The organism is Psychrosphaera sp. B3R10 (assembly GCF_018861025.1).
Taxonomy (GTDB): Bacteria; Pseudomonadota; Gammaproteobacteria; order Enterobacterales; family Alteromonadaceae; genus Psychrosphaera; species Psychrosphaera algicola.
Map to the genome: position 1 here is coordinate 41,981 of NZ_JAHKQH010000042.1, position 24,859 is coordinate 66,839.

A 24,859-nucleotide genomic window follows, 5' to 3' on the forward strand; every position below is an offset into this window, starting at 1 on the left:
TTAATAATTATGATAATTGGCTAAGCTCTTTTGCTCTTGCGATATTTGCATCTAAAGCATCGGCAGATATGGCGGACAAATTATTCTGTTCATAACAACGGATCGCCTCTGCGGTTGTGCCACCGGGCGAAGTGACATTTTTTCTCAGTTGCTCAACTTCAATCGTGGCTTGTTGCGCCATTGTTGTTGCGCCAATAGCCGTTTGCTTGACCATCAGTTTAGCTTCTTCGTCAGAGAATCCTAGCGATTTAGCTTTTTCAATTAGTCCTTCCATAAACAAGAAAAAATACGCCGGACCGGAGCCCGAAATCGCCGCTACAGCGTCAATTTGTGCTTCTTCATTTAGCCAAACCGTTTCGCCAACACATTTAAATACATTCTCAGCAACCGCTTTGTCCTGTTCGATTACATCCTGATCAAACGTTGTTATGTCAGACGCTGAATAAATGCCCGTCATGCCAAGGCCTAATACTGACGGCGTATTTGGCATAGTGCGGATAAACCTAACATTGCCAATAATGTCTTTATAGCTTTGACTATTAAGACCTGCAGCAACGGTGACAACAAGTTTTGAACTAAAATCGACGCCGTCTGCCACCAACTCTTTAAGCATTTGCAACATCATTTGCGGTTTGACGCCAAGGATAACAACATCTGAGTGTTCGATAGCCTGACGGTTACTGCAATTTGTAATAACACCGAGTTCCGCATGTAGTTTTTCGTTTTTCTCTTTGCTTCGATTGGTGGCATAAATTTGTGTGGCTGGGACGCCAGCGTTAACCATACCAGTTAAAATTGCGCCAGACATATTGCCTGCGCCAATAAATGCGAATGTTTGATTTAATGTCATAAATAGTTTCTTGTCTTTTTAGTTTCTTGAGCCAAAGATGGCAGTGCCAATTCTTACCATTGTGCTACCACTCGCGATTGCTAAATCCATATCACCAGACATTCCTAGCGACAAAGTGTCAACTGTAGGATATTGATGTTGCAATTGCATAAAACAAGTGTGCATTTGGATAAATTCATTTTTAAGTTGTTGTTTGTCGTCATGTTGATCGGGAATAGCCATCAGGCCTTTTAGAGTCAAGTGCGGTAAATTGTTTATAACGTCTGCTAACTCTTCTACCTTTGTTATTAATACCCCCGACTTTTTGTCAGAGTTTGATATGTTCACCTGGATCAAAATATTCAGATTTTTTTCCAGTTGTTGTGCGTGATTATTGAGTCGAATTGCGATTTTTTCACGGTCAACACTGTCTACCCAATTAGCGGCTTCTGCTACGATTTGCGTCTTATTACTTTGAATAGGGCCGATATAATGCCATTCAATGTCCTTTAGATGTGCCAGAGCCTTATATTTTTCATTTAGTTCTTGGGCATAATTTTCGCCAAATATACGTTGCCCACATTCATATGCCGCTATAATGTTTGATAAGGGTTTGGTTTTACTTACCGCCATAAGTTTTACATTAGTTGCTGATTTTTCAGCTTTTTGAGCCGCCATTTGAATATTGTCGTGGGCAGTTGACAGGCTATTTGCTATGGTATTTATAAGTTCTTTTTCCGACATGATTTTTGACTTTAATTAACTCTAGGTTATTAGTATGGATATTACCGAATTATTAGCGTTTAGTGTGCAACATAAAGCATCCGATTTACATTTGTCAGCTGGATCACCACCAATGATTAGGGTTGATGGCGACGTGAGGCGCGTAAATATTCCGGCATTGGACTCGAAAGAAGTTCAATCGCTTATTTACGATATTATGAATGATAAGCAACGTAAAGAATACGAAGAAAATTTAGAAACGGATTTTTCGTTTGAAGTTCCAGATCTGGCGCGCTTTCGTGTTAACGCATTTAACATGAATCGTGGTGCTGGTGCGGTATTTAGAACAATTCCGGCAGAAGTGTTGTCATTAGAAGAAGTTGGCGCTCCTGATATTTTCAGAGATATTGCTGATAACCCTCGTGGTCTAGTTCTAGTAACCGGCCCTACCGGCTCGGGTAAATCAACAACGTTAGCAGCAATTATTGATTATATTAATGCTAAACGTCACGACCATATTTTAACAATTGAAGACCCTATCGAATTTGTTCACAACAATAAGAGCAGTTTAATTAGTCAACGAGAAGTACATCGAGATACGCACAGTTTTAGTAATGCATTACGCTCGGCGTTACGTGAAGATCCAGATGTTATTTTAGTTGGTGAATTACGAGATCTTGAAACCATACGATTAGCAATGACCGCAGCAGAAACCGGCCATTTAGTCTTTGGTACTTTGCATACAACATCGGCCCCTAAAACAATAGACCGGATTATTGACGTATTTCCAGGTGAAGAAAAAAGCATGGTTAGGTCGATGTTATCTGAATCTCTGCGCGCGGTAATTTCTCAAACCTTATGTAAGAAAGTCGGTGGTGGACGTGCCGCTGCTCATGAAATAATGATTGGTATTCCGGCAATACGTAACTTAATTCGTGAAGACAAAGTCGCGCAAATGTACTCTTCGATTCAGACTGGTGCAGCACATGGCATGCAAACAATGGATCAGTGTTTAATGAATCTCATTAATATGGGCTTGATTACACGAGATGAAGCATTAACAAAAGCGAATGACAAAAATATGTTTAGCCAAGGTTTTGGCGGCGGCGGATTCTAGGACGGAAATTATATGGATTCTATAGATAAAATTTTTGAAAAGATGGCGATGCAAAAAGCGTCAGACCTTTTCATCACGGTAGGTTTGCCAATAAGTGCGAAGATTAATGGCGAATTAACACCACTTGAAAGTGAGCCTTTGTCAAAAGACGAAGCTCAGGAACTTGTTTTTAGTTGCATGAGTAGCAAGCAACAAACTGAGTTTGAAACAACTAAAGAATGCAATTTCGCGGTGGCGAATGATGTCGGTCGATTCCGTATTTCGGCGTTTTGGCAGCGCGATCAAGTTGGTATGGTTGTAAGACGCATCGTAACCAAAATACCTGATGTGGATGAGTTAGGCTTACCACCAATCCTTAAAGACATGATCATGGCTAAACGTGGGTTATTGTTATTTGTCGGCGGCACTGGCACAGGTAAATCAACAAGTCTTGCCGCGTTGTTAGGCTATCGAAACCGTAATTCAAAAGGGCATATTTTAACCATTGAAGACCCAATCGAATTTGTTCATGATCATAAAAAATGCATCGTTACCCAACGCGAAGTTGGTATTGATACACCATCGTTTGAATCTGCACTGAAAAGTTCGTTGCGACAAGCACCTGATGTGATCCTAATTGGTGAAATTCGTTCCCAAGATATTATGGAATATGCACTGTCTTTTGCTGAAACAGGTCATTTATGTGTAGCCACATTACACGCAAACAATGCGAACCAAGCAATTGACCGAATTATGCATTTAGTGCCAAAAGAAAAACACGACAAACTTAAATACGATTTGGCCTTGAACTTAAGAGCAATCGTCGCCCAACAACTTATTCAGACATCTGATGGGTTAGGGCGTGTGGCAGCCATAGAAGTACTACTAAACTCTCCTATGGTTGCTGAGTTGATTAAGAAAGGTGATATTTCTGGACTTAAAGAGGTAATGGCCAAATCCAAAGAAATGGGAATGCAAACTTTTGATCAGGCATTGTTTGAATTGTATCAGCAATCTCGGATCAGTTATGCAGACGCCTTGCATCATGCAGATTCGCCAAATGATTTACGATTGATGATTAAATTGAGAAACAATGAGCAGACGGGTTCTGGTTTTCTTCAAGGTGTGACTGTTGACGGCTTAGAGAAAGACGAATAGAAATAGCCTTGTCATTCACAATTGTAATTTAGTTTTATTTACTATGCCGACGCACAGTCGGCATAGTTATTCTAATCGAACTTCAAGCATTATTATCCCTCTTAACTTCGAAACAAAATCCGATGAGTGCTAAATGGAACCTAGTTTGATGTGACTCTCTAGGCCATAGACGCTTAGCTAGAACATTGTGAAAACGTAAATTGCTGTGATAAATGCAATCGATAGGTCATTAAATTAGCTTATAACTAAAAGTGTAAAATAAACACAATATATTAGTGCTTTTATTCTAAAAATTGATTAGAATATACACTCTATTAATTTAGAGCATAAACTCAATCATTAATTTATTTTTAAAGGATAGCAATTATGACTTTCGCAGAACTCGCAACAACATTATTGATCACAGCAACTCCAGTAGATGCAGCGGCAATTGATAAAAATATTATCAAAGTTGAAATTCAAAACTCTTTACAATCAGAACTTAGCTTGATTAATTTTGAACACCAAGTAAAACCTGTATTTGCAGCTAAACTTGACAAACAAACATCAGTTAACGAAAACGCTGAATAATTACACCAGTTTATTAGCATTTCCATATATTATATGGTTCCAAAATGCACAATGGCTGAGTTTTTATCCGCGTTAGTTTTATCCTGATTTACATAAAGAATTATTAAAGAACCGTTTAGTTAAACGGTTTTTTTTCGTCTTAAATTTGGTGTTTAGTTGTTAACTTAGTAACTCATCAAAAGTAACTCACCACAAGTAACTCATCACAAATAAACTTAACTTAATCATCCACACCCGATAGAAATCCCAAATATCACGGTGGCTAGGTGCTATTACAAGTTAAGGAATGACTTTTTTATTCTTGATTTAAAATGTTCATGGGTAAAGCTAAGGAAGTCGTAGTTGCGTGGGGATGGCATATTTTGTCAATATTAAAGCCCAAATTTTGGACATAAAAAAACCGCTCATCAGAGCGGTTTTTTAAACGACTTAACGTTAAAGTGTTTTAGTCGCTTCAGATGTTGCACTGTTGGTTGCATTAGATGCACCAGCAGAGCGGCCTGATACCGTAATTGCAGGACGTGACTCGATAGCCATAGCCACTAAACTTTCACCAGTACCTGCTACTACAGGCGTTGGTTTTGTCATCGGCGCGCTAGCGAAGCCAATCGTTGCTGATTTTGGTTTAACAATTTCAGTTTCGACCTTAGTCTCAGCTTTTACAACTTCAGCTTTCAATTCGGTTTTAGCAGGTTCTTTTACTTCTTCAGCCGGTTTAGGCTCTTCCGTAATTGGTGCTTCAACTTGTTCTACTTCAGCTTTAGGCGTATCGACAACGTCAGTTTTCACCTCAGGAGCCGCTTCAGCTTCAGGGACAGATACCGGAGCATCGACGCTTTGAACTTCTTCAATCGTTTTGGCAGCCGGTGTCAAATGTTCATGCGTTTGATCAAATGTTGCATCAGACTCAGGATAACGACTTTCAACTTCAGCAGCTGTTTTGACAGATGCGAGTTGTTTAATCAATAAACGTTGTGCTTTAGTAACAAAGACTTTATCTGTTCTTAGTGGGCGTTTAAACCTATCTAAACCCGTCACTTTAACAACCGCTTTTTCTACAACTGGTTTAGCTGCTTCTGGCTGTTTTGTCGGTGCTTTTTTAGCAACGTCAGTTTTAGCAACTTCAGTTTTAGCAACTTCAGTTTTAGCAGGCTCTGCTACGTTGGTCGCCTTTTGTTCGTTTTGAACTTTAGGTTTAACGTTTTGTTTCGCCGCTACTGCCGAGTCGTCTTTTTGAACTCGAACACGCTTACGATTGTTACGACGCTGACGACGTTCAGCGAGCTTCTCTTCTTTCTTAGGAGCAGGCGCTGCTGTTTTGGTTGTCGTTGCATCTTCGTTTTCATTAGTACGAGGCGCATTCTTTTGACGATTGTCATTCTTAGGCTTATTCGTGCGTTCCTGTGGTTTTCTACCACGCGGTTGTTCTGCACGTTTGTCATCGCGGTCTTCGTTATCGCGTTTGTTGTTACGATTACGATTACGGTTGCCATCAGCATTTTGGTTGCGATTGCGACTGCGATTTTTATTGTTATTACGACGATTGTCTTCACGTGGCCCATTGTTGGTATTACGTGATTTATTTTGCGTCTTCTTAGTCGTTTCTTCTTCAGATTTGAATAAGTCAGTAACAAACTTAACAAGTTTACTAAATAAGCTTGGACCAGCTGGCTTAGCCTGTTCTGCTGCTTTTGCTGGAGCCGCAGTCGGCGCCGGAGCAACAGGTGCTGCAAAACCTTTTAATACCGGTTGTTCAATCTCTTTTTTCATCGGAATAACGATTTCTTGAGTTGATTCTGCAGTTTCAGGTTTGGTCACAAGTTTAAAGCTTGAGTCAGCAATGTCTTCATCAATACGAACACGCACAACATCATAATGTGGTGTATCCATATGGATGTTAGGGATGATCATTACGTTAACTTTATTGTTAATTTCGATGTGGCGAATAGAGTCACGTTTCTCATTTAACAAATAAGACGATACAGGAACAGGCACTTGCGCTTGAATTTGAGCTGTATTTTCTTTAATAGCCTCTTCTTCAATAATACGAAGAATAGAAAGTGCTAAAGACTCATTACTACGGATTGTGCCTTGGCCATCACAACGAGGGCAAGTATGTTGGCTTGCATCACCTAATGAAGGACGTAAACGTTGACGTGACATTTCAAGCAAACCAAAACGACTGATTTTACCAATTTGCACGCGTGCACGGTCTTGTTTAACGCTGTCTTTTAGACGGTTTTCAACTTCGCGTTGATGTTTTGGTGGTGTCATGTCAATAAAGTCAATAACCAACAAACCACCTAAATCTCTAAGGCGCAGTTGACGGGCAACTTCTTCAGCGGCTTCTAAATTAGTATTTAGGGCCGTTTCTTCGATGTCGCCACCTTTAGTTGCTTTTGAAGAGTTAATATCAATTGATACTAGGGCTTCAGTTGGGTCGATAACAATTGAGCCACCAGACGGAAGACGAACTTCACGTTGGAATGCCGATTCAATTTGCGACTCAATTTGGTAATGAGTAAATAAAGGTACGTCGCCTTTATAAAGCTTAACGCGTTCAACAAAGTCAGGTCTAAATAGTTCGATATGACCTTTTGCTTCATTAAATACGTTTTGGCTGTCGATTAGAATCTCGCCTACATCACGCTTAAGATAGTCACGTATCGCACGGAATACGACGTTACTTTCTTGGTGAATTAGGAATGGAGCAGGGCGACCGCCAGCAGCTTGTTGGATTTTATCCCAATGTAATAGTAGTGCACGTAAGTCGTATTCAAGTTCTTCATACGATTTACCAACACCAGCAGTACGAACAATTAGACCCATGCCTTTAGGCAATTCTAATTTGTTTAGCGCTGTTTTAAGTTGTGTGCGTTCGTCACCTTCGATACGACGTGAAATACCGCCTGCACGTGGGTTATTTGGCATTAATACCAAATAGCTTCCAGCTACAGAGATAAACGTCGTAAGGGCTGCGCCTTTTTGACCGCGTTCTTCTTTTTCAATCTGAATGATAACTTCTTGACCTTCTTTCACCACTTCTTTGATGTTAGGTCGGCCTTGAAATTTATAATCGTCAGGGAAGTAATTGCGGGCAATTTCTTTGAGAGGTAAGAATCCGTGTCTATCCGCACCATAGTCGACAAATGCCGCCTCTAGGCTCGGTTCAACTCGAGTGATAGTTCCTTTGTAGATGTTGGCCTTCTTTTGTTCATGACCTGGACTTTCGATGTCAAGGTCATACAAACGCTGACCATCAACCAACGCGACACGCATTTCTTCTTGTTGCGTGGCATTAATTAACATGCGTTTCATATATATAGTAGCTCTTTATTTTTTAGGGCCACGTTTCACACATTTTTACCTGCACTATTGAACACACCTAGGCGCTGTATAGTTTCTCAACTAGTTATTGCTTCATTTCAATCGTCTCGATTGTAATCAAGGGTTTCAAATTCTATTTGTCAGAATACTTCATGTGCCAATTGCTAAAAATGCTTTTGGAATACGTGGCACTGGTTAAATTAACGCCTCTTTTAGTTGACAGGTCTGAACGGTTAAAGAAGAGGGTAATATGTTACACGCATTACCGTACTTAAGTGGCGTGGAGGTTTGAGATTATGTTCCTGGCACCGATTATAGATGTGCGCTGTGGAAGTTTTCTGATATTATCGAGTTCTCAAACCCTGCTCCGTTACATGACTCTTACGTCCATTGAGTGAGGCAGTTCAATCAGTTGCTCAACTGAGCGCGGCCATTATCAGTCGCATTGCCAGATATAGCAACATAATTAAAGCAGTTTTTCATATAATTGTTGAAAAAATGACAGGTAATGACGTTTTTATGACCGAACAAACCACAGAATTCCCGAAAGTTCAATTTGTCGAAATTGACGAGGTTCATGAAGGGCAACGAATAGACAACTTTCTCATTACCAAATTGAAAGGGGTTCCTAAATCAGTTATTTACCGAATTTTGCGAAAAGGCGAAGTTCGAGTTAACAAGGGCCGTATTAAACAGACATACAAATTGTTAAATGGCGATGTTGTCCGAATCCCCCCCGTTAGAGTAAAAAGTGACCAAGAGTCAAATATATCTAGTGGTCTGAAATCTGTACAAAAATTGGAACAAGCGATCATTTATGAAGACAAATCTCTTATCGTATTAAATAAGCCATCTGGCATTGCTGTTCACGGGGGGAGCGGATTAAGTTTTGGGGTTATCGAAGGGTTGCGTGCACTTAGACCTAAAGAAAAGATGCTTGAACTTGTGCATCGATTAGATCGCGACACGTCAGGTATTTTATTGATTGCTAAAAAACGTTCTACTTTAGTGGCGCTACATGAGCAACTAAGAAGTAAGTCGATGAACAAAATCTACTGGGCATTGGTTGAAGGCGAATGGGATAAGTCAGTACGTTCAGTGCAAGAGCCCCTGTTAAAAATCAATACAAAATCTGGTGAGCGCATCGTTGTTGTTGATAGAGAACAAGGCAAAAGCTCATGCACTATGTTTGATGTTGTCGAACCGCTCGACGGCGCAACATTGATAGAAGCAAGACCGCAAACCGGTCGTACTCATCAAATTCGAGTGCATACCGCGTGTAAAGGTCATGCTATTGCGTGTGACGATAAATATGGTGACAAAGCATTTGCGGCTCGAGCGAATTCACTGGGGTTAAAACGATTATTTTTACATGCCAAGGAAATTTCGTTTTACCACCCTGTGTCTGAAACCACTGTGCGATTTGAAGCCGAATTGGAACCTGCTCTACTAAATGCAATTGAAGCGTTTAGGATTAAGTCGGATTAACCAGCGCTATAAACCAGTTGAGTAGCTAATACAAACGCGGTTCAAAAACGATATGATGAAAGTGCTAATAGAAGTAAAGTTTAATGGGTATAACAATTGAATTATTTCGTTTGGCGATTGCGATAACGTAATTAAAAAGAATAGCCATTAAAAAGCCACATCTTCATTTATTGAATGTGGCTTTTGTGATTTTATGTGGCTTGTTGTTCTAATACATGAAATCCAAACTGCGACAATATTTCAGTTAATTTAATTAAAGGTAGCCCAATTAATGTATTTGGATCGTCGCCAACCAGTTTTTCAAATAAGCAAATGCCCAATGCTTCACTTTTAAAACTGCCTGCACAATTATATGGTTTTTCTGCAAGCAGGTAGTTTTCTATTTGATCACGACTCAACGCTTTAAAATGAACTTCAAATGGTTCTACAATAGCCGTTGTTTTGCCAGTAGCAGAGCACGTAACCGCTAAACCCGTTAAAAAGGTGACTTTATTACCAGAGAACTCTGAAAGCTGCTTGACGGCATTTTCGTGGGTATGTGGCTTTCCTAAAATACGATTATCGAAAACCGCAACTTGATCTGAACCAATAATAAGGGCATCTTCATGACGTACTGCAACAGCATTCGCTTTTAAAATCGCTAAACGTTCAACAAGCTGCTGTGGTGTTTCGTTTAATAGAGGTGTTTCATCTACTTCTGGTTTATCCGTAACAAATTTGATATTAAGTTTATCGAGAATCTGTTTGCGAAATGGCGATGTTGAACCAAGTACTATTGTGGGTGTTTTAATTTTAGTCATGTTTTGCTCAGAAAATTAGCAATTTGTTAATTAATAGTGGATTATGTCCGGAGTTTAGCTTTTTTTCGTGTTTCGTACTATTTTCTTTTGACTATAGAGAACACTAACTATATTATGCGCGCCCTATGCAAATGGTAAAAATTCCTATCTCGATCGCACCAGCAAGAGCTGCGCTTAAACGAATGACTTATGACGGTATTATCGTTAAGAGTGAGTTTGTTCGTATTAAAGAAGTGGCAACTGTTTTAGACGATCACATAAACGTGACTATTGAATGTGGTATTGATGCCCAGAATTTAGTTGTGATTAAAGGCAACGCGGCTGCTAATTTAGAATTAGTATGTCAACGATGTGGAACGGGTTTAAAAACCCACATTTCTACAGAGTTCGCATTTACTCCGGTAAATGTGTCGGCTGAAGAGAGTGACGAACGGATACCAGATGCGTACGAAGAAATCGAACTAAATGAATTTGGTGAGGTCAGCCTCGTTGAATTAATCGAAGACGAATTAATGTTGGCGCTACCTATTGTAGCAATGCATGAGCTAAAAGATTGTCAACTCAAAGAGACTGACATGACATTTGGTGAATTGGCGCCAGAAGCGACGGAAGAGAAAAAATCGAATCCGTTTGATGTATTGAAAAAACTTAAGAACTAGGAGACGGCAATGGCAGTTCAAAAAAGTAAGAAATCCCGTGCTAGACGTGGCATGCGTCGTTCACATGATGCATTAACTGCAGAGAATCTTTCTGTAGATCAAACGACTGGTGAAACTCACCGTCGTCATCATATGACTGCAGACGGCTATTTCAAAGGCCGTAAAATTAAGTAAGCGAAAGTAGACTTAATTATGCGTGATATTCGCATCGCGCTAGATATGATGGGGGGCGATTATGGCCCCCGAGCTACTATTCCAGCAGCCATACGCGCTGTTGAAAAATACCCCTATTTACATCTATATCTTTGTGGTCATTCGCAAAGTATTCACACGTTTTTAAATAAGCATAATGCGTTAAATCATCCTCGCTTGACAGTTGTCCATACGGAACAAGTTGTTAATCAAGATGAACGACCTGATATTGCTTTACGTCGTAAAAATCGTTCATCAATGCGCAAAGCCCTCGATCTTGTTGAGCAAGACCAAGCGGATGCCTGCGTTTCCGCCGGAAATACCGGTGCCTTATTGGCGATGGCGCGATATGTACTAAAAACGTTGCCGTTAATCAAACGTCCCGCGTTAATTAGTTCACTACCTACTTATGAAAACGAAAAAGTCTATTTGCTGGATTTAGGTGCAAACATACACCAATGCCCAGAGACCTTGTTTCAGTTTGCCGTAATGGGTTCTGTGATGGCAAACGAAGTTGAAGGTATTGAAAACCCTAGGGTAGCCTTGCTAAACGTTGGTGAAGAAGAGATCAAAGGCAGTGACCATTTAAAGCAAGCTGCAGAAATGTTGTCCAAATGCAAACACATTAATTATGTTGGATTTGCTGAAGGTAACGATATTTTTTCAGGAAAAGCCGATGTTATTGTCTGTGACGGTTTTGTCGGCAATGTGGCATTAAAAACCATTGAAGGCGTCGCAAAGCTTATTATATCTAAGCTTAGAGCCTTAAGTGAAAAGTCTTTGTTTACCAAAATAATGATTGGTATCTTAATGCCAGGGATCAGAAAACTGTTTTCAAAGATGAACCCCGACCACTACAACGGTGCGAGTCTGGTAGGATTGCGCGGAATTGTGGTTAAGAGCCATGGTAATGCGTCTGCTAAAGCTTTTTATAGCGCGATTAAAGAAGCGGTAAAAGAAGCGCAGCGTCAAGTTCCACATAAAATTAAAGATAGAGTGGAACAGGTCCTCAAAGACGAGGAATAATAACAAAAAGTCTTAGCGACATTGAGAGGATTCATGTTTTCAAGAATTATAGGCACAGGTAGTTATTTCCCGCCTCATATACGTACCAATTCAGATTTAGAAAAAATGGTCGACACTAGTGATGAGTGGATCCAAGAGCGTACTGGCATGAAAGAACGCCGCATCATTGGTGAAGGTGAAACATTGGCATCAATGGCTGTTGAAGCGTCTAAAAAGGCGATTGAAGCGGCTGGTATAGACGCTGATGAAATAGATTTTGTTATTGTTGGTACTACGAGTCATTACCGCTCGTTGCCAAGTGCTGCATGTGAAGTGCAACGAGATTTAGGTCTAAAGTCAGGTGTTCCAGCTATGGATGTATCAGCAGCCTGTTCCGGTTTTGTTTATGCACTTAGCGTGGCAGATGCCTATGTTAAAACTGGGCAAGCAAAAAAAGCCTTAGTCATTGGCGCTGATTGTTTAAGTCGATTAATGAGTCCTGAAGACCGTTCAATGGTCATTTTGTTTGGTGATGCTGCTGGAGCTGTTATTGTTGAAGCATCAGAAGAGCCTGGCGTGTTGTCCACACACATCCATTCAGACGGCAACTACACAGAATTACTCCAAGTTGGAATTCCGACACGTGGTGATGAAGCATCAGTTCATACGAACTGGGGTTCTATGGAAGGCAATAAAGTATTTAAAGTTGCGGTTTCAAAATTAACAGAAGTCGTAGACGAAACGCTTGAACACAATGGTATTGATAAGTCACAAATTGACTGGTTAGTGCCTCATCAAGCGAACTTAAGAATTATTTCTGCGGTAGCCAAAAAGCTCGATATGTCAATGGATCAGGTTGTTATCAACTTAGACCGTTACGGCAATACATCAGCCGCAACTGTACCAACCGCGCTAGATGAAGCAATTCGCGATGGCCGAATTCAACGTGGACACAACCTAATGTTTAATGCATTTGGTGGTGGATTCACCTGGGCATCAGCACTGATTAAATATTAAGAAAGAGATTTAGATGACAAAAGCAATCATTTTCCCTGGTCAGGGTTCACAGTCTGTAGGCATGTTAGCAGACCTCTATGACAAGTTTGATGTTGTACAATCAACGTTTAATCAAGCATCAGATGCCCTTGGTTACGATTTATGGGCGTTAGTTAAAGACGATGCTGAAGGTAAACTTAGCCAAACCGAATTTACTCAGCCAGCTTTATTAACAGCGTCAGTTGCGGTTTGGCGTGCTTACGTTGCTGAAGGCGGTTCTGTTCCTCGTTATTTAGCAGGCCACAGTTTAGGTGAGTACTCAGCTTTAGTTTGCGCTGGGGTACTAAGTCTTGAAGATGCCGTTAAACTTGTTGAGAAGCGTGGTCAATATATGCAACAGGCGGTTCCCGCAGGAACCGGAGCAATGGCCGCCATTATAGGTTTGGCTGACGATTTAATTGCTAAGGCCTGTAGTGAAGCCGCTCAGGGTGAAGTCGTTTCACCGGTGAACTTCAATTCACCAGGTCAAATTGTAATCGCGGGCAATAAAGCTGCCGTTGAACGTGCAATGGAATTGTGTAAAGAAGCAGGCGCTAAACGTGCCTTGCCATTACCAGTTTCTGTACCGTCTCATTGTGCACTTATGAAACCTGCGGCTGATATGTTGGCAGCGGATTTGGTTAATTTAGAATTTAATACACCTGAAATTTCGGTGGTTAATAATGTTGATGTCAAAGTTGAATCTGACCCAGAAGCGATAAAACAAGCATTAATTAAGCAGTTATATAGTCCTGTACGTTGGACAGAAACCATTCAGTTTTTTGCAGCTGAAGGGATCACAGACAGCTTTGAATTTGGCCCAGGGAAAGTACTTTCTGGTCTAGCAAAACGTATCGATAAGTCAGTAAGTTGTGTGTCTGTTTCAGACAGCGATAGCTTGTTGGCAATAGTTAAATAAGAGGGATATAGATGTCTTTATTTAGTTTAGAAGGCAAAGTGGTATTAGTTACCGGCGCGTCTCGTGGTATTGGTAAAGCAGTTGCAGAGCAACTTGTTGCCCAAGGTGCGAAAGTTGCAGGTACGGCTACATCAGAAAGTGGTGCAGCGAATATCTCAGAATATTTGGGTGAAAATGGTAAAGGTTACGCGTTAAATGTAACGGATATCGATTCAGTTAACGAAACGTTAGCAGCAATTAAAGCTGATATGGGTGACGTTGACGTATTAGTGAATAATGCTGGTATTACCCGCGACAATCTTTTGATGCGCATGAAAGAGTCTGAATGGGATGAAATTATTCAAACCAATTTGACCTCAATCTTCCGTTTGTCGAAAGCGGTATTACGTCCTATGATGAAAAAACGTCATGGTCGTATCATTAATATCGGCTCTGTCGTTGGTACTATGGGGAATGGCGGTCAGGCTAATTATGCAGCAGCGAAAGCGGGTGTTATTGGTTTTTCTAAGTCATTGGCGCGAGAAGTTGCCTCACGTGGCATTACGGTTAACGTAATTGCACCTGGTTTTATCGATACAGATATGACTAAAGCGTTGGGAGATGACCAAAGAAAAGCGATTTCAGATCAGGTTCCAGCCGACAGGTTAGGTGATCCGAAAGAAATTGCGGCGACGGTTGCATTCCTTGCAAGCAGTGAATCTGGCTACATTACGGGTGAAACAATCCACGTAAATGGTGGCATGTATATGGTATAGCTATTGAAATTGTTTGATTTTGATAGCAAAAGGGTCGAAACTGTCATCAGGTTTGACCACCGCAATAAATAAAATTATAACTTGAATACGACGTAGTCATTCTTTTAAACTACGCGCATTCAAACATTATCTTATAAAATGATAAGGAAAATAAAAATGAGTATTGAAGATCGCGTAGCAAAGATCGTTATTGAGCAATTAGGTGTTAAAGAAGAAGAAGTTAAATCTGAGTCTTCTTTCGTAGATGATCTTGGCGCTGATTCTCTAGATACTGTTGAGTTGGTTATGGCTCTTGAAGAAGAATTCGACACAGAGATCCCAGACGAAGAAGCAGAGAAAATCACAACTGTTCAATCTGCAATTGACTATATCAAAGCACACGCTGAATAATCGATTTTGTATTTGAAATTGGGCAGCACACGCTGCCCTTTTTTTCGCCTCAATATAAATTCCGCTTGAGTTTTAAACTTAGAATACAATCAGAATCAATATTCTTGGCAGTTTCCGGAGAAAGAACGTGACGAAACGTAGGATAGTTATAACGGGTATGGGCATGTTGTCACCATTAGGTAATGATGTGGCAACATCCTGGAATAGTATGTTAGCGGGTAAAAGTGGCGCGCAGTTTATCGATCACTTTGATACGACTAATTACGGTACTAAATTTGCCGCCATGGTTAAAGGCTTAGAAACGACGGATTTTATTCCGCGTAAAGAAGCTAAAAAAATGGACCTTTTTATTCAGTACGGGATCATTGCTGCACAGCAAGCAATAAAAGATTCGGGTATTGAAATTACAGAACAAAACGCACACCGCATAGGTGCTGCAATTGGTTCTGGAATTGGTGGCTTAGGTCTTATTGAAGAAAATCATACTAAAATGCTTGCTTCAGGACCACGTAAACTATCTCCATTTTTTGTGCCATCGACCATTATTAATATGATTGCTGGTCATTTGTCGATTATGTACGGACTTAAAGGTCCTAATATCTCCATTACGACCGCATGTACCTCTGGTGTACATAACATCGGCCATGCAGCCCGAATGATTGCCTACGGCGATGCGGATGTGATGGTAGCCGGTGGGGCAGAAAAAGCTTCTACTGAAATGGGCATTGGCGGATTTGGTGCGGCTCGTGCGTTATCAACACGCAATGACGATCCATCAAAGGCTAGCCGTCCTTGGGATAAAGACCGTGATGGATTTATGCTTGGAGATGGTGCCGGGATTATGGTTGTTGAAGAATACGAACACGCAAAAGCCCGTGGTGCTAAGATTTATGCAGAATTAGTCGGATTTGGCATGAGCGGTGATGCTTATCATATGACGTCACCGCCTGAAAACGGTGAAGGCGCAGGTCGTGCAATGGAAAATGCACTAAACGACGCAAAAGTGAATGCTGAACAAGTGGGATATATTAATGCTCACGGTACATCAACAGCGGCAGGCGATAAAGCTGAGACTCAAGCGGTTAAACGTGTCTTTGGTAAAAGTGCGTCATCTGTGATGGTGAGTTCGTCTAAGTCGATGATAGGACACCTATTAGGTGCAGCAGGCGCTGTTGAGTCAATTGTGACAGTAATGAGTTTATTGGAGCAGAAAATAACACCAACAATTAATTTGGATAACCCAGATGTTGATTGTGACTTAGATTATGTTCCACACGTAGCCCGCGATGCGGCAATTGAGTACGCGTTATGTAACTCTTTTGGTTTTGGTGGTACAAACGGTTCATTGCTTTTCAAAAAGATGTAACCGCTAAGTATTAACAAAACGACTAAATAAATACAGAGTTTAGTGAATTTTGCGCTAAATTTTGGTACAAAAGCCCAATGGATCTATTGGGCTTTTTTTATGTCATTTTTTTGCTTTAATTCAGACGGATATAAAGTCGACCTATCGGACGACTGGTTTAAGCAACGTTCATTTTTGTACGGCGATGGCCACTTTACAACTGCATCTGTGGTTAATGGTTCTGTTACCATGCTTGAACAGCATATTGAACGACTGCAACAGGCAAACCAACGACTTAAATTTAATGCACTTAACTGGACTCAGTTAATCCATAATATTAGTGAGTTAGTCCAGAACACCCCTTGCGGTGTGCTTAAAATTCAAATTGACCGTGGTTCAGCGGTGCGGGGCTATGGTAATACGACTGAAACTAAGCCAACGGTTTTTGTGTGGTTAACGCCGATGGCAGATTTTTCGGCGTTCCAACAGCCTGTGGATAATCTTGATCTAGTAGAAACTCCGCTAAGTCATAATAGGATGTTAGCCGGACTTAAACACATCAATCGGCTTGAACAAGTGATGATTGCTGTTGAACTTGAACGCACTCAATGTCTTGATGGGCTCGTTGTTGATATTGACGGTAATTTGATTGAAACAAATAAAGCGAATGTATTTTGGTGTGAAGACGGTAAGTGGTATACCCCCGATCTCGAATTGTGCGGCGTAGCCGGTACGGTAAGGGAAAACCTGCTGGCGCAGCGTCAAGGTATAAAGATCACAAAAAGACTCGGCCAAGACGTTTTGGCGAATGCTGACGCGCTAGTTTTATCTAATGCGTTAATTAAGTTGCAACCGGTTCTCCATTTGGCTGGTAGGCGACTAGACTTAGAGATTGCCCAGGCCTTTATTAAGAAGTTTACAATATGACCTTGTTCTCCAATTTATCTAAACGACTGACAATTAAACATCGCCCAAGAACAATAAAAGTCTTAATGTTCGTCGTCGCAGTGTGCGCAATTTTACTATTAGTGTTAAGTTCAAGAGTTATTAGCTCCAAAGAACAACGTTTGCAAAATTCTCAACCAATATTATTCACAATCCAAAAAGGTGAATCTTTCAGTAAAGTATGTAAAAACCTTGTAAAACAAACGTTAATTACCGATTGTTTTGGCCATAAACTAGAGAACAAGCTATTTGGAACCGGTCTCAAAGTTAAATCCGGGACTTATAAAATCGAGCTTGAGCAGCATTTCGACGCTGTAGTTCAGCAGTTTATTGCAGGCAAAGAAGCACAGTTCAGTTTTATTATTTTGGAAGGTGAGAATGTTTATCAGGTGCTAGATAAGGTCGGTGCTCAAGAATACTTAACAGATGATGTATCAACACTTGACCTTAATTCGTTAGCTCAAAAGCTTGATTTACCAGAGCCACACCCGGAAGGATTTTTGTATCCAGACACGTATTTTTATACTAAAGGTACAACGGCCAGTGCGTTATTAAAACGAGCAGCATTAAAACAACAACAAACCTTGATTCGATTATGGAATGAAAATAATCACCAACAGATCCTTACAACACCTTATGAGGTGTTAATTCTTGCATCAATAATCGAAAAAGAATCTGCGTTAAAATCGGAACGCGATATTATCGCTTCGGTATTTTTTAACCGACTAGAAAAAAATATGCGACTGCAGACTGACCCAACTGTTATTTATGGTGTTTGGGACGAATACAAAGGCGATATTACTCGTCGACATTTAAAACAAAAAACAGCGTATAATACCTATCGAATTAATGGTTTGCCGCCAACACCAATTGCAAACCCAAGTGCCGAATCGATTAAAGCTGCGTTAGATCCGGCAGCCACCGATTATTTTTATTTTGTTTCCTCCGGCGATGGAGCCCATGTGTTTAGTCAAACACTTAAAGAACATAACCTTGCTGTAAAGCGCTATTTAGAAAAAACGAGAAGTTAATATGTCATCAGTTATTCCAGGGAAATTTATTGTAATCGAAGGACTTGAAGGCGCAGGTAAATCAACAGCAATTAGCCAAATTAGCCAACAATTATTAGATCAAGGTATTCACTTTGTTAATACACGCGAACCTGGTGGCACCCCGCTAGCAGAGAAAATGCGTGAAATTGTTAAGGCTGAAACTGACGAACTATTAACCCCAGAAGCGGAATTGTTAATGATGTATGCCAGTCGCATACAGCTCATTGAGAACGTAATAAAACCCGCGTTAGCAAAAGGCCTGTGGGTAATTGGCGACCGCCACGACTTGTCATCACTAGCTTATCAAGGCGGCGGTAGACAACTTCCGGATGACTTAATCTTACCTATTCGAAACGCAGTATTAAAAGGTTTTGAACCTGATCTCACAATTTTAATGGACATAGATCCGCGCATTGGACTCGGTCGCGCAGCAGAACGTGGCGCCCTTGATAGGATTGAACGTGAGCAAATTGAGTTTTTTGACCGCACTCGAAGTGTCTATTTACATCACGCGAACACTAATCCGCGAATAGTCACGGTAGATGCCTCTAAAGCGCTTGAAGACGTTCAACAGCAACTACAAGCCGTGTTGTCGACATGGTTAAAGAGTCTAAGCTGATGAATTTAAAGCAGCTTGCCCTGCAACCGCAACAATTGGCCCATGCCCATATTATTGAAGGTGCCGACTTACCAAAGGTTGTTGAATCTTGTTTACAGTTTACTGCTTTAATGCTTTGTTCAAAGCGGCCATTAAGCTCAGATACGCCCTGCGGCCAATGTCAAAGTTGTAAACTGTTTGCAGCCAACAACCACCCAGATCTTTTGTCAATTGGACAAGAAGGGTTAAGTGTTGGTGTGGATGAGGTTAGGTCTATCGCCACGTTTTTCTCACAAAAACCCCATATTGCAGGTCGGCAAATCGTACTTATCTATAATGCTGATAAAATGACTGAAAGTGCGGCCAACGCGGTATTAAAAACGTTGGAAGAGCCAACAGACAACAGTTTCATTTTATTAATGAGCGAAAATAGACATAATCAAGTGGCGACAATATTAAGTCGTTGCCAAGTGTGGGCCATTGATATTGATCAAAATACTGATTTGAAAGTCAAGTTTAGCGACATACCAGACTATGTAGTTGGTTATGCCGCTGGTGTTGAAAGCAAGTTAGAACGTTGGCGTGAAGATGGCGATATCGAACATTTTACCGCGATGTATCAAACCTTTATTCGATGGCTTAAAGGACAAGCAACAGCAGATGAATTTGTTGAAGTCTCCGGGAAACATGCTGAATTAAATACGTTTTTATTGTATTTAATCGAACGCAGAATTAGACAACTTATGTTGAAAAATGTCGGACAAAAGGCAATTGACGGGCATACTAAATTAACGCAATATCGACTATCTCGTAAAGAGTTTCATAACCTCGGTGCACAAGTCGCCTTAATTACTTTTATTCAAGAATTGGAATATTTGATTAGATAACTATGAACAGACTGACAATAGAAATAGAAGACGTAAAGGAATTGTTTCAGAGCTACATGCCTTTTATTAAAGGGGGTGGCTTGTTTGTTAAGAGCAATCAGCCTTTTAAAATAGGGGATGAAGTTAATTTGGTCGTTACTTTACCAGACGCATTAGAACCTGAAATGTTTACAAGTCAGATAGTTTGGATGAACCCGCAGGGCGCTCAAAATGAAAACCCAACCGGTGTTGGCTGTTCGCTTAATAATCACGACAATAAGATGCAGTTAAAGATAGAAAAGCTATTAGGGCCAATGCTTAATTCGCCTGAGCCCACTTATACAATGTAGCTACAAATAAGCGACGAACAAAGTAATTATGCCCCGAGTAGTTGTGAATTGAGTGAAGTGTTTGCATGTTGTAACGCGTAAACACCCGCTAATTAACAGTCCCATTACTATTCTCAAATGGCGAGTGTTAAGTAGTCTTAGCTATTTTGTAATACGTCGTCCGTTTATTTTCACTATCGCTTTATGTACCGCTTCAATATCCATTGGTTCGTTGACATTTTTATTGGTTGAAAACGTTTTATTAGAAACCAACTGACCTTTAGAAAACAACATGGATTTGTCTTTATAAATTAAGTGGAAATAACCATCACTATAATTACTCGCTACATCCGTAAATTGGACGTCCTCTAATGTTGAATCTAATAAGTTGTCACGAACAAATTCTGGACAATTTAGTCCTTTGTCTATGTAGGACGCCACAATGTTTTGCGCGCTAATAGGGACATCGCCAAATGATTCAAAACCGACAAATATTGCCGTTGTTCGATAAAACAATTGCTCAGATTTAGACTGGTAAAACAAAAATACTCTGTGGTCTGACAATTTTCCGAAGTCTTGTTCAATATCAAAGGTTTGTTGATGAATTTGAATGGTCAGTTTTTGCTGATCAAACAGTTTATTTATTTCAAGCGGTGTATCTGAATTGGCATAACGGTAAATACCCGGTAAGCCTGTATTCAAATTAAAGAGGTTGGTATCCATGTCGGTGCTAAAACTTAGCTGATGGCTGTGACTAGAAGCGATGTTGTTCGCCTGTAACCAACTTTTAACCTTTGGTTCTATCGACGCGTCCAGTAAATAAATGTGTAGGTTAGGTTTGTCTGTGACGTCACACGATGGCGCAATCGTCGGGCGCATTTCAAACTCCCGATTTGAAACAAACGCAAATTTACTTTTGTTTTGATTGTATTCATTAATATCGATTAGGCCATGACGAACCAACAAGCTTTTTGCTGTAAGGGGGTAACTTGCTGGGAACATTGCGCTTTGTTTTGCGATATCGGTATTTACCGTGGCATCACCCCATAAATGCATGGCGTGACTCAAACCAAAACAAATCACTAGGCCCGTTGCGATTTGATTTTTAAATCTATAATTTTGCAGTTGATTAATGCGTTTCCAGGTCAAGTTACTCACTAAAAATTGGTAACACAATATCCCGATAAACATGACTAAAAGTAGCACCCAATATCCGCCGCCTAAGCTAGCAAGATAAACGTCTTCTACTTCACTGAGTTGGTCAACTGAACTGGTGGATAAATGATAACCTAAACCACGATAGGCAAGGACATCTAAAAATAAAAAAAGCTGAAAAAACGCAGCCATAATCGCGCTAACACCACGAATATGCCGTTTATAAGGAAACAAGGTGATTACTGGAAATATCGTTAGAATAAAACAACTAAGCGATATAAACGCAAAATGACCCACCCAAGTGATCAGTAAATAAAACCAGCCAATGAAGGTTTCTGGTAGGGGGGAGCCAGAAAAATAAAAAAACGAAACGACTAATGCTAAAATTAAATTAGCAAATGTAAACCAGTGACCCCACGCCAGTAAATTAAACGAGCGTTCAGTGTCGTGTTGCCCTTGAAGGTTTATAACCATAACCCAACCGTATTAGTGTTTCGTTAACTTTCTTTTTGTATTAGTGCTGTTTGCCGCCAACCGACGCAAGTAGCGCCTCTGAAAAGCTTTTTGCGATATCCGCTTTTGCTTTTGCAGGCACATTTGAGTCGATGACATTACTAACCGCGTTGCCCAAAGCAATTAATGCCAAGTCTACAGAAGGTTTTTGAGTTTGTATTACAGATAATAATTCTTCTACTAAATTATTAATCTCTTCGTTTGAGTATTTTGATATGATTGGCATATTAAAGTCTGTGCTTTGTTCAAAGATGATAAAAAGCAATGCTAACACAACAAAATGATTAGGAAAAATCATGTCTTTAGAAGTAAATCAATTTTCTATCGCATTTTACGAAAAAAAAGAAAATACCGACTTTTCCACGAAGTGGGCGGTAATGACAGATAATAGTCTCGGCAAATCAGAATCGTTTGTCGAACAGTTGCATAATATCTATACCGCAAAGCCAAGTAAAAGCTTTGCGGCGTTCAATGAGGAAAAAAACACAGCGTTTTCTCAACGCTTGCACAGCTATCTGGCTAACGACGTAGCCTTTGATCATTTATCAAAAGATACGTTGCAATTATTCCAAGCTGAGTTAGAAAAATACGAATTTGAAGAGACGGGATATTTGTTGTTAATCGACTATGAATATGTTGCAAGTCGTTACTTTTTAGTTGGTGTAGTTAATTTGACGGATCATTATTCAGTAGACAGTGAATTTGGGATCAATCGCTCTCGTCATCTGGATTTAAATAAAATACAACTCGCTGCTCGTATTGATGTAAGCAATTTGTTGCACGCAAAAGATGACTTAAAAACGATTTCATTTATAAAAGGTCGTGCCGGTCGTCAAGTAAATGACTTCTTTATGGACTTACTTGGTTGCTCTGAAACAGTCAATGCTAAAGCACAAAGTAAAGAGTTACTTACTGCGATTGATGACTTTATGGCATCGGAGTCACTTGATCCAAAAGAAAAAGCCGAAACCCGTGAAAAAGTATACGAATATTGTAACGAACGTATTGCCAGTGGCGAAGATGCAGAAATGTCTGAACTTAACGACACATTATCGACACTAAGTAACAGTGAATTTAATGATTTTGTCGCAACCAAAGAATACAAATTTGACGATAATTTACCGTTAGATAAAAGTACTGTACGGAAACTGGTTAAATTGTCTGGTGCCGGTGGTGGTGTGTCCGTTTCCTTTGACCGCATCTTATTAGGTGACCGAGTTAACTATCAACCGCAAACCGATACGTTAACGATTAAAGGAGTTCCTGCGTCTCTTAAAGCGCATTTACTAAACGAATTTGGACTTGAGTGAGAAATTTAGAATGTTAAATGTTAAAGCAAAGATTGCTCGAAAAATTCGCGATAAAGCGATAATGCGCGCCAATACACGGATCATATTAGCGGGTAAAACCGCTAACGACTTTGATGAAGAACAACTTGAAGTGATCGTAAGGGAAGAAGAAGACAAGATAAAAGGCAATGCGAAAGAGCGTGGTCTTATGGCTTTGGCGGCCATGTTAGGACTATCACTTTGGGGATAGTGGTCGTATTAGGTTGTATTTGACCCCATTGGTCTGGGTTAACCTTAGGTCAGTTGCACGTTGATTAAGTTCAGATTTGGCAGATTAGTAAATGGTAGGGTAAGCATAATATGTTTCAACAAATGGTTAGGTTAACGTTAGCAGCAACAATTTGGCGTAAGTACCGTAATTATATTGTCGGTATTTTATCTCTAGTCGCATTTTGGTTATTGCTCAATTTTATTCATCAAGATTATTTGTCTTATGCGCAACTTGATGTTGAAGCTAATCAGTCAATCATCGCATATTCATATGTACTTAAATGGGGATTAATTTTGCTGTCGGCTGGGGTATTTATTCGTTACGTGAAAAAGCCACTGAGCAGTGACAAAAACAAAACCCTGCAACGCGAGATGGAAAAGTCACATAAGATCAACAAAGAATCGCCGGTATCGGCGGTTTCCGAGACATTAGAAAATGATCCGTTTGCAAATATTCGAACAAAAAAGTCGTTACGTTCAGAGGCTGATTTTGTTCTTGAAAAAAGTGCAGACAAGAAAAAATAGATAGCTGTAGAACGACTATTTAATGTGTAGTCATAAACCATAATCGATTTGTCGACCGACGATTATGGTAAACAAAAATGTCTTGTTTGAAGAGAACCGGGCACAAGAATAGCCCATACGCAGAATAATATCAGGCCTAGTAGTATTCCAGCTCGCTCATTATCATCAACTTACTAATTCTATCTTTAGACATGCTAACTTCGCATTCTTTTAACCGAGCGGATGCCATCATTATGTCGGGCAAAAAGGCTAAGTATTGCCACTGGCAATTGATCTTTTTGAAATTTTGAAAATATTTTATCGATTTTTTAAAACCAGCAATGGCGTCTTTGCGGCCACTTGATTCACTCGCTTCCTCAAGTTTAAAAATAATGCTGTTTTCCCAGGAAGTCATTTCTCGCTCAAATTGATTGTCGGCAGCATCTAAACAACGAAGATATTTTTTTTCGTCCTGTTTATGCTTACTCTGACAATTTTTGATTTCTACAATCGCAGTATCATTAGCGCGAGTGTCCGTCGAGATGGTCAATAATAATCCAACACAAACTTGGAGCATGACAATTGATTTCGTAAGCATAAATTAAAACCTCAAATCAGTTATGGTAATACTATTTTATAAGGTTTAACGATGGAGTGGTCGTAAACACCTGCTTTGATATATGGGTCTTCATCAGCCCACGCCTTAGCATCGGCTAAAGAATCAAATTCTGCAACAACTAATGAACCTGTAAATCCGGCTTCACCTGGATTTTCGTTATCAATCGCCGGGAACGGGCCAGCAACAAAAAGTCTATTTTGTTGTTTTAAGTCGTTTAAGCGTTTTAAGTGAAGTTCGCGAACGGATAGACGTTTTTCCAAACTGTTTTCTACATCCTGCGAGCAGATCATGTAATACATATAAAAATTCCAATTATTTGAGAAGTACGGATCTTGCTACAAATGACATAAAAATCAAGTCGGATGGGAAGACAGTTGCTAAATTAGTTGATAGCATGCTTCGCAATGGTGATCTTAGTTAACTTAAGG

At 40.1% G+C, this 24,859-nt stretch carries 28 protein-coding genes; 20 read left to right on the forward strand and 8 right to left on the reverse strand.

Translation table 11 applies throughout. The annotated features are described in order from the left end of the window. Positions 1-7: 7 nt before the first annotated feature. Positions 8-850 (reverse strand): pyrroline-5-carboxylate reductase, encoded by an 843-nt coding sequence (gene proC, locus KO525_RS15585; protein WP_215964767.1) that lies wholly within the window; start codon positions 848-850, stop codon positions 8-10. A gap of 18 nt (positions 851-868) precedes the next feature. Next, the gene (locus tag KO525_RS15590; RefSeq protein ID WP_215964768.1) at positions 869-1,573 is read right to left on the reverse strand and encodes a YggS family pyridoxal phosphate-dependent enzyme; all 705 of its coding nucleotides are present in this window, start codon (positions 1,571-1,573) and stop codon (positions 869-871) included. A gap of 34 nt (positions 1,574-1,607) precedes the next feature. Here KO525_RS15590 and KO525_RS15595 point away from each other — a divergent pair, with 34 nt between their 5' ends. The 3 genes from KO525_RS15595 to KO525_RS15605 all read left to right on the forward strand — a co-directional run bounded on the left by KO525_RS15595 (position 1,608) and on the right by KO525_RS15605 (position 4,376). Further along, a complete protein-coding gene (locus KO525_RS15595; RefSeq protein WP_215964769.1) occupies positions 1,608-2,669 on the forward strand; it encodes a type IV pilus twitching motility protein PilT in 1,062 nt (353 codons plus the stop codon). A gap of 12 nt (positions 2,670-2,681) precedes the next feature. After that, positions 2,682-3,806 carry a PilT/PilU family type 4a pilus ATPase gene (locus KO525_RS15600; RefSeq protein WP_215964770.1) on the forward strand — a complete coding sequence of 375 codons (1,125 nt, stop codon included), beginning with the start codon at positions 2,682-2,684 and terminating at the stop codon, positions 3,804-3,806. 366 nt (positions 3,807-4,172) lie between these two features. Further along, entirely contained in the window at positions 4,173-4,376 is a 204-nt protein-coding gene (locus KO525_RS15605; protein ID WP_215964771.1) for a hypothetical protein, read from the forward strand. A 435-nt stretch (positions 4,377-4,811) separates the two neighbouring features. Here KO525_RS15605 and rne read toward each other — a convergent pair whose 3' ends face one another. Beyond that, on the reverse strand, positions 4,812-7,694 hold the full coding sequence (rne, locus tag KO525_RS15610; protein ID WP_215964772.1) for a ribonuclease E: 2,883 nt from the start codon (positions 7,692-7,694) through the stop codon (positions 4,812-4,814). 528 nt (positions 7,695-8,222) lie between these two features. On the opposite strand from rne, the gene rluC reads away from it, so the two are divergent. Then, complete coding sequence (rluC, locus tag KO525_RS15615; RefSeq protein WP_215964773.1) at positions 8,223-9,191, forward strand: 23S rRNA pseudouridine(955/2504/2580) synthase RluC; 969 nt, start codon at positions 8,223-8,225, stop codon at positions 9,189-9,191. Between the two features lie 191 nt (positions 9,192-9,382). Here the strand turns inward: rluC and KO525_RS15620 are convergent, their stop codons facing one another. Continuing rightward, positions 9,383-9,991, reverse strand: coding sequence for a nucleoside triphosphate pyrophosphatase (locus KO525_RS15620; protein ID WP_215964774.1), 609 nt, complete (start codon positions 9,989-9,991; stop codon positions 9,383-9,385). A 125-nt stretch (positions 9,992-10,116) separates the two neighbouring features. Here KO525_RS15620 and yceD point away from each other — a divergent pair, with 125 nt between their 5' ends. The 13 genes from yceD (at position 10,117) to KO525_RS15685 (ending at position 20,102) form a co-directional block, all read left to right on the forward strand. Beyond that, positions 10,117-10,650: a 23S rRNA accumulation protein YceD gene (yceD, locus tag KO525_RS15625; RefSeq protein ID WP_215964775.1), complete on the forward strand. Its 534-nt coding sequence runs from the start codon at positions 10,117-10,119 to the stop codon at positions 10,648-10,650. A 9-nt stretch (positions 10,651-10,659) separates the two neighbouring features. After that, entirely contained in the window at positions 10,660-10,824 is a 165-nt protein-coding gene (gene rpmF, locus KO525_RS15630; RefSeq protein WP_215964776.1) for a 50S ribosomal protein L32, read from the forward strand. 15 nt (positions 10,825-10,839) lie between these two features. Then, positions 10,840-11,868, forward strand: coding sequence for a phosphate acyltransferase PlsX (gene plsX, locus KO525_RS15635; RefSeq protein ID WP_215964933.1), 1,029 nt, complete (start codon positions 10,840-10,842; stop codon positions 11,866-11,868). A gap of 33 nt (positions 11,869-11,901) precedes the next feature. Further along, a complete protein-coding gene (locus tag KO525_RS15640) occupies positions 11,902-12,864 on the forward strand; it encodes a beta-ketoacyl-ACP synthase III (protein ID WP_215964777.1) in 963 nt (320 codons plus the stop codon). Between the two features lie 13 nt (positions 12,865-12,877). After that, the gene (fabD, locus tag KO525_RS15645) at positions 12,878-13,801 is read left to right on the forward strand and encodes an ACP S-malonyltransferase (RefSeq protein ID WP_215964778.1); all 924 of its coding nucleotides are present in this window, start codon (positions 12,878-12,880) and stop codon (positions 13,799-13,801) included. Between the two features lie 11 nt (positions 13,802-13,812). Beyond that, positions 13,813-14,556, forward strand: coding sequence for a 3-oxoacyl-ACP reductase FabG (fabG, locus tag KO525_RS15650; RefSeq protein WP_215964779.1), 744 nt, complete (start codon positions 13,813-13,815; stop codon positions 14,554-14,556). A 156-nt stretch (positions 14,557-14,712) separates the two neighbouring features. After that, positions 14,713-14,946 (forward strand): acyl carrier protein, encoded by a 234-nt coding sequence (gene acpP / locus KO525_RS15655; protein WP_215964780.1) that lies wholly within the window; start codon positions 14,713-14,715, stop codon positions 14,944-14,946. A gap of 127 nt (positions 14,947-15,073) precedes the next feature. After that, a complete protein-coding gene (gene fabF, locus KO525_RS15660) occupies positions 15,074-16,312 on the forward strand; it encodes a beta-ketoacyl-ACP synthase II (protein ID WP_215964781.1) in 1,239 nt (412 codons plus the stop codon). 99 nt (positions 16,313-16,411) lie between these two features. Continuing rightward, complete coding sequence (gene pabC / locus KO525_RS15665) at positions 16,412-17,218, forward strand: aminodeoxychorismate lyase (RefSeq protein ID WP_215964782.1); 807 nt, start codon at positions 16,412-16,414, stop codon at positions 17,216-17,218. A 65-nt stretch (positions 17,219-17,283) separates the two neighbouring features. Beyond that, on the forward strand, positions 17,284-18,267 hold the full coding sequence (mltG, locus tag KO525_RS15670) for an endolytic transglycosylase MltG (protein ID WP_252736580.1): 984 nt from the start codon (positions 17,284-17,286) through the stop codon (positions 18,265-18,267). Positions 18,268-18,280: 13 nt separating this feature from the next. Further along, positions 18,281-18,907, forward strand: coding sequence for a dTMP kinase (gene tmk / locus KO525_RS15675; protein WP_215964934.1), 627 nt, complete (start codon positions 18,281-18,283; stop codon positions 18,905-18,907). Then, a complete protein-coding gene (locus tag KO525_RS15680) occupies positions 18,907-19,773 on the forward strand; it encodes a hypothetical protein (RefSeq protein ID WP_215964784.1) in 867 nt (288 codons plus the stop codon). Before tmk ends, KO525_RS15680 begins: the two co-directional genes overlap by 1 nt. A 2-nt stretch (positions 19,774-19,775) precedes the next feature. After that, positions 19,776-20,102, forward strand: a complete 327-nt coding sequence (locus tag KO525_RS15685) for a PilZ domain-containing protein (protein ID WP_215964785.1) — start codon at positions 19,776-19,778, stop codon at positions 20,100-20,102. A 141-nt stretch (positions 20,103-20,243) separates the two neighbouring features. Here the strand turns inward: KO525_RS15685 and KO525_RS15690 are convergent, their stop codons facing one another. After that, positions 20,244-21,710, reverse strand: a complete 1,467-nt coding sequence (locus tag KO525_RS15690) for a DUF3413 domain-containing protein (RefSeq protein ID WP_215964786.1) — start codon at positions 21,708-21,710, stop codon at positions 20,244-20,246. Between the two features lie 40 nt (positions 21,711-21,750). Continuing rightward, positions 21,751-21,975 carry a DUF1414 domain-containing protein gene (locus tag KO525_RS15695; RefSeq protein WP_215964787.1) on the reverse strand — a complete coding sequence of 75 codons (225 nt, stop codon included), beginning with the start codon at positions 21,973-21,975 and terminating at the stop codon, positions 21,751-21,753. A gap of 70 nt (positions 21,976-22,045) precedes the next feature. Here KO525_RS15695 and KO525_RS15700 point away from each other — a divergent pair, with 70 nt between their 5' ends. From KO525_RS15700 to KO525_RS15710, 3 genes are all read left to right on the forward strand, one after another. Further along, positions 22,046-23,059 (forward strand): nucleoid-associated protein, encoded by a 1,014-nt coding sequence (locus tag KO525_RS15700; RefSeq protein ID WP_215964788.1) that lies wholly within the window; start codon positions 22,046-22,048, stop codon positions 23,057-23,059. Between the two features lie 10 nt (positions 23,060-23,069). Beyond that, positions 23,070-23,288: a hypothetical protein gene (locus tag KO525_RS15705; RefSeq protein WP_215964789.1), complete on the forward strand. Its 219-nt coding sequence runs from the start codon at positions 23,070-23,072 to the stop codon at positions 23,286-23,288. Positions 23,289-23,398: 110 nt separating this feature from the next. Continuing rightward, entirely contained in the window at positions 23,399-23,833 is a 435-nt protein-coding gene (locus KO525_RS15710) for a hypothetical protein (RefSeq protein ID WP_215964790.1), read from the forward strand. A gap of 136 nt (positions 23,834-23,969) precedes the next feature. On the opposite strand, the gene KO525_RS15715 is transcribed toward KO525_RS15710, so the two are convergent. Further along, positions 23,970-24,410: a lysozyme inhibitor LprI family protein gene (locus tag KO525_RS15715; RefSeq protein ID WP_215964791.1), complete on the reverse strand. Its 441-nt coding sequence runs from the start codon at positions 24,408-24,410 to the stop codon at positions 23,970-23,972. A 20-nt stretch (positions 24,411-24,430) separates the two neighbouring features. Continuing rightward, positions 24,431-24,730: a YciI family protein gene (locus KO525_RS15720; protein WP_215964792.1), complete on the reverse strand. Its 300-nt coding sequence runs from the start codon at positions 24,728-24,730 to the stop codon at positions 24,431-24,433. Between the last annotated feature and the right edge of the window lie 129 nt (positions 24,731-24,859).

Excerpts from the sequence above, each read along its gene's own strand:
- proC (WP_215964767.1), bottom strand. The coding sequence starts at position 850 with ATGACATTAAATCAAACATTCGCATTTATTGGCGCAGGCAATATGTCT.
- KO525_RS15590 (WP_215964768.1), bottom strand. The coding sequence starts at position 1,573 with ATGTCGGAAAAAGAACTTATAAATACCATAGCAAATAGCCTGTCAACT.
- KO525_RS15595 (WP_215964769.1), top strand. The coding sequence starts at position 1,608 with ATGGATATTACCGAATTATTAGCGTTTAGTGTGCAACATAAAGCATCC.
- KO525_RS15600 (WP_215964770.1), top strand. The coding sequence starts at position 2,682 with ATGGATTCTATAGATAAAATTTTTGAAAAGATGGCGATGCAAAAAGCG.
- KO525_RS15605 (WP_215964771.1), top strand. The coding sequence starts at position 4,173 with ATGACTTTCGCAGAACTCGCAACAACATTATTGATCACAGCAACTCCA.
- rne (WP_215964772.1), bottom strand. The coding sequence starts at position 7,694 with ATGAAACGCATGTTAATTAATGCCACGCAACAAGAAGAAATGCGTGTC.
- rluC (WP_215964773.1), top strand. The coding sequence starts at position 8,223 with ATGACCGAACAAACCACAGAATTCCCGAAAGTTCAATTTGTCGAAATT.
- KO525_RS15620 (WP_215964774.1), bottom strand. The coding sequence starts at position 9,991 with ATGACTAAAATTAAAACACCCACAATAGTACTTGGTTCAACATCGCCA.
- yceD (WP_215964775.1), top strand. The coding sequence starts at position 10,117 with ATGCAAATGGTAAAAATTCCTATCTCGATCGCACCAGCAAGAGCTGCG.
- rpmF (WP_215964776.1), top strand. The coding sequence starts at position 10,660 with ATGGCAGTTCAAAAAAGTAAGAAATCCCGTGCTAGACGTGGCATGCGT.
- KO525_RS15640 (WP_215964777.1), top strand. The coding sequence starts at position 11,902 with ATGTTTTCAAGAATTATAGGCACAGGTAGTTATTTCCCGCCTCATATA.
- fabD (WP_215964778.1), top strand. The coding sequence starts at position 12,878 with ATGACAAAAGCAATCATTTTCCCTGGTCAGGGTTCACAGTCTGTAGGC.
- fabG (WP_215964779.1), top strand. The coding sequence starts at position 13,813 with ATGTCTTTATTTAGTTTAGAAGGCAAAGTGGTATTAGTTACCGGCGCG.
- acpP (WP_215964780.1), top strand. The coding sequence starts at position 14,713 with ATGAGTATTGAAGATCGCGTAGCAAAGATCGTTATTGAGCAATTAGGT.
- pabC (WP_215964782.1), top strand. The coding sequence starts at position 16,412 with ATGTCATTTTTTTGCTTTAATTCAGACGGATATAAAGTCGACCTATCG.
- mltG (WP_252736580.1), top strand. The coding sequence starts at position 17,284 with ATGTTCGTCGTCGCAGTGTGCGCAATTTTACTATTAGTGTTAAGTTCA.
- KO525_RS15680 (WP_215964784.1), top strand. The coding sequence starts at position 18,907 with ATGAATTTAAAGCAGCTTGCCCTGCAACCGCAACAATTGGCCCATGCC.
- KO525_RS15685 (WP_215964785.1), top strand. The coding sequence starts at position 19,776 with ATGAACAGACTGACAATAGAAATAGAAGACGTAAAGGAATTGTTTCAG.
- KO525_RS15690 (WP_215964786.1), bottom strand. The coding sequence starts at position 21,710 with ATGGTTATAAACCTTCAAGGGCAACACGACACTGAACGCTCGTTTAAT.
- KO525_RS15695 (WP_215964787.1), bottom strand. The coding sequence starts at position 21,975 with ATGCCAATCATATCAAAATACTCAAACGAAGAGATTAATAATTTAGTA.
- KO525_RS15700 (WP_215964788.1), top strand. The coding sequence starts at position 22,046 with ATGTCTTTAGAAGTAAATCAATTTTCTATCGCATTTTACGAAAAAAAA.
- KO525_RS15705 (WP_215964789.1), top strand. The coding sequence starts at position 23,070 with ATGTTAAATGTTAAAGCAAAGATTGCTCGAAAAATTCGCGATAAAGCG.
- KO525_RS15710 (WP_215964790.1), top strand. The coding sequence starts at position 23,399 with ATGTTTCAACAAATGGTTAGGTTAACGTTAGCAGCAACAATTTGGCGT.
- KO525_RS15715 (WP_215964791.1), bottom strand. The coding sequence starts at position 24,410 with ATGCTTACGAAATCAATTGTCATGCTCCAAGTTTGTGTTGGATTATTA.
- KO525_RS15720 (WP_215964792.1), bottom strand. The coding sequence starts at position 24,730 with ATGTATTACATGATCTGCTCGCAGGATGTAGAAAACAGTTTGGAAAAA.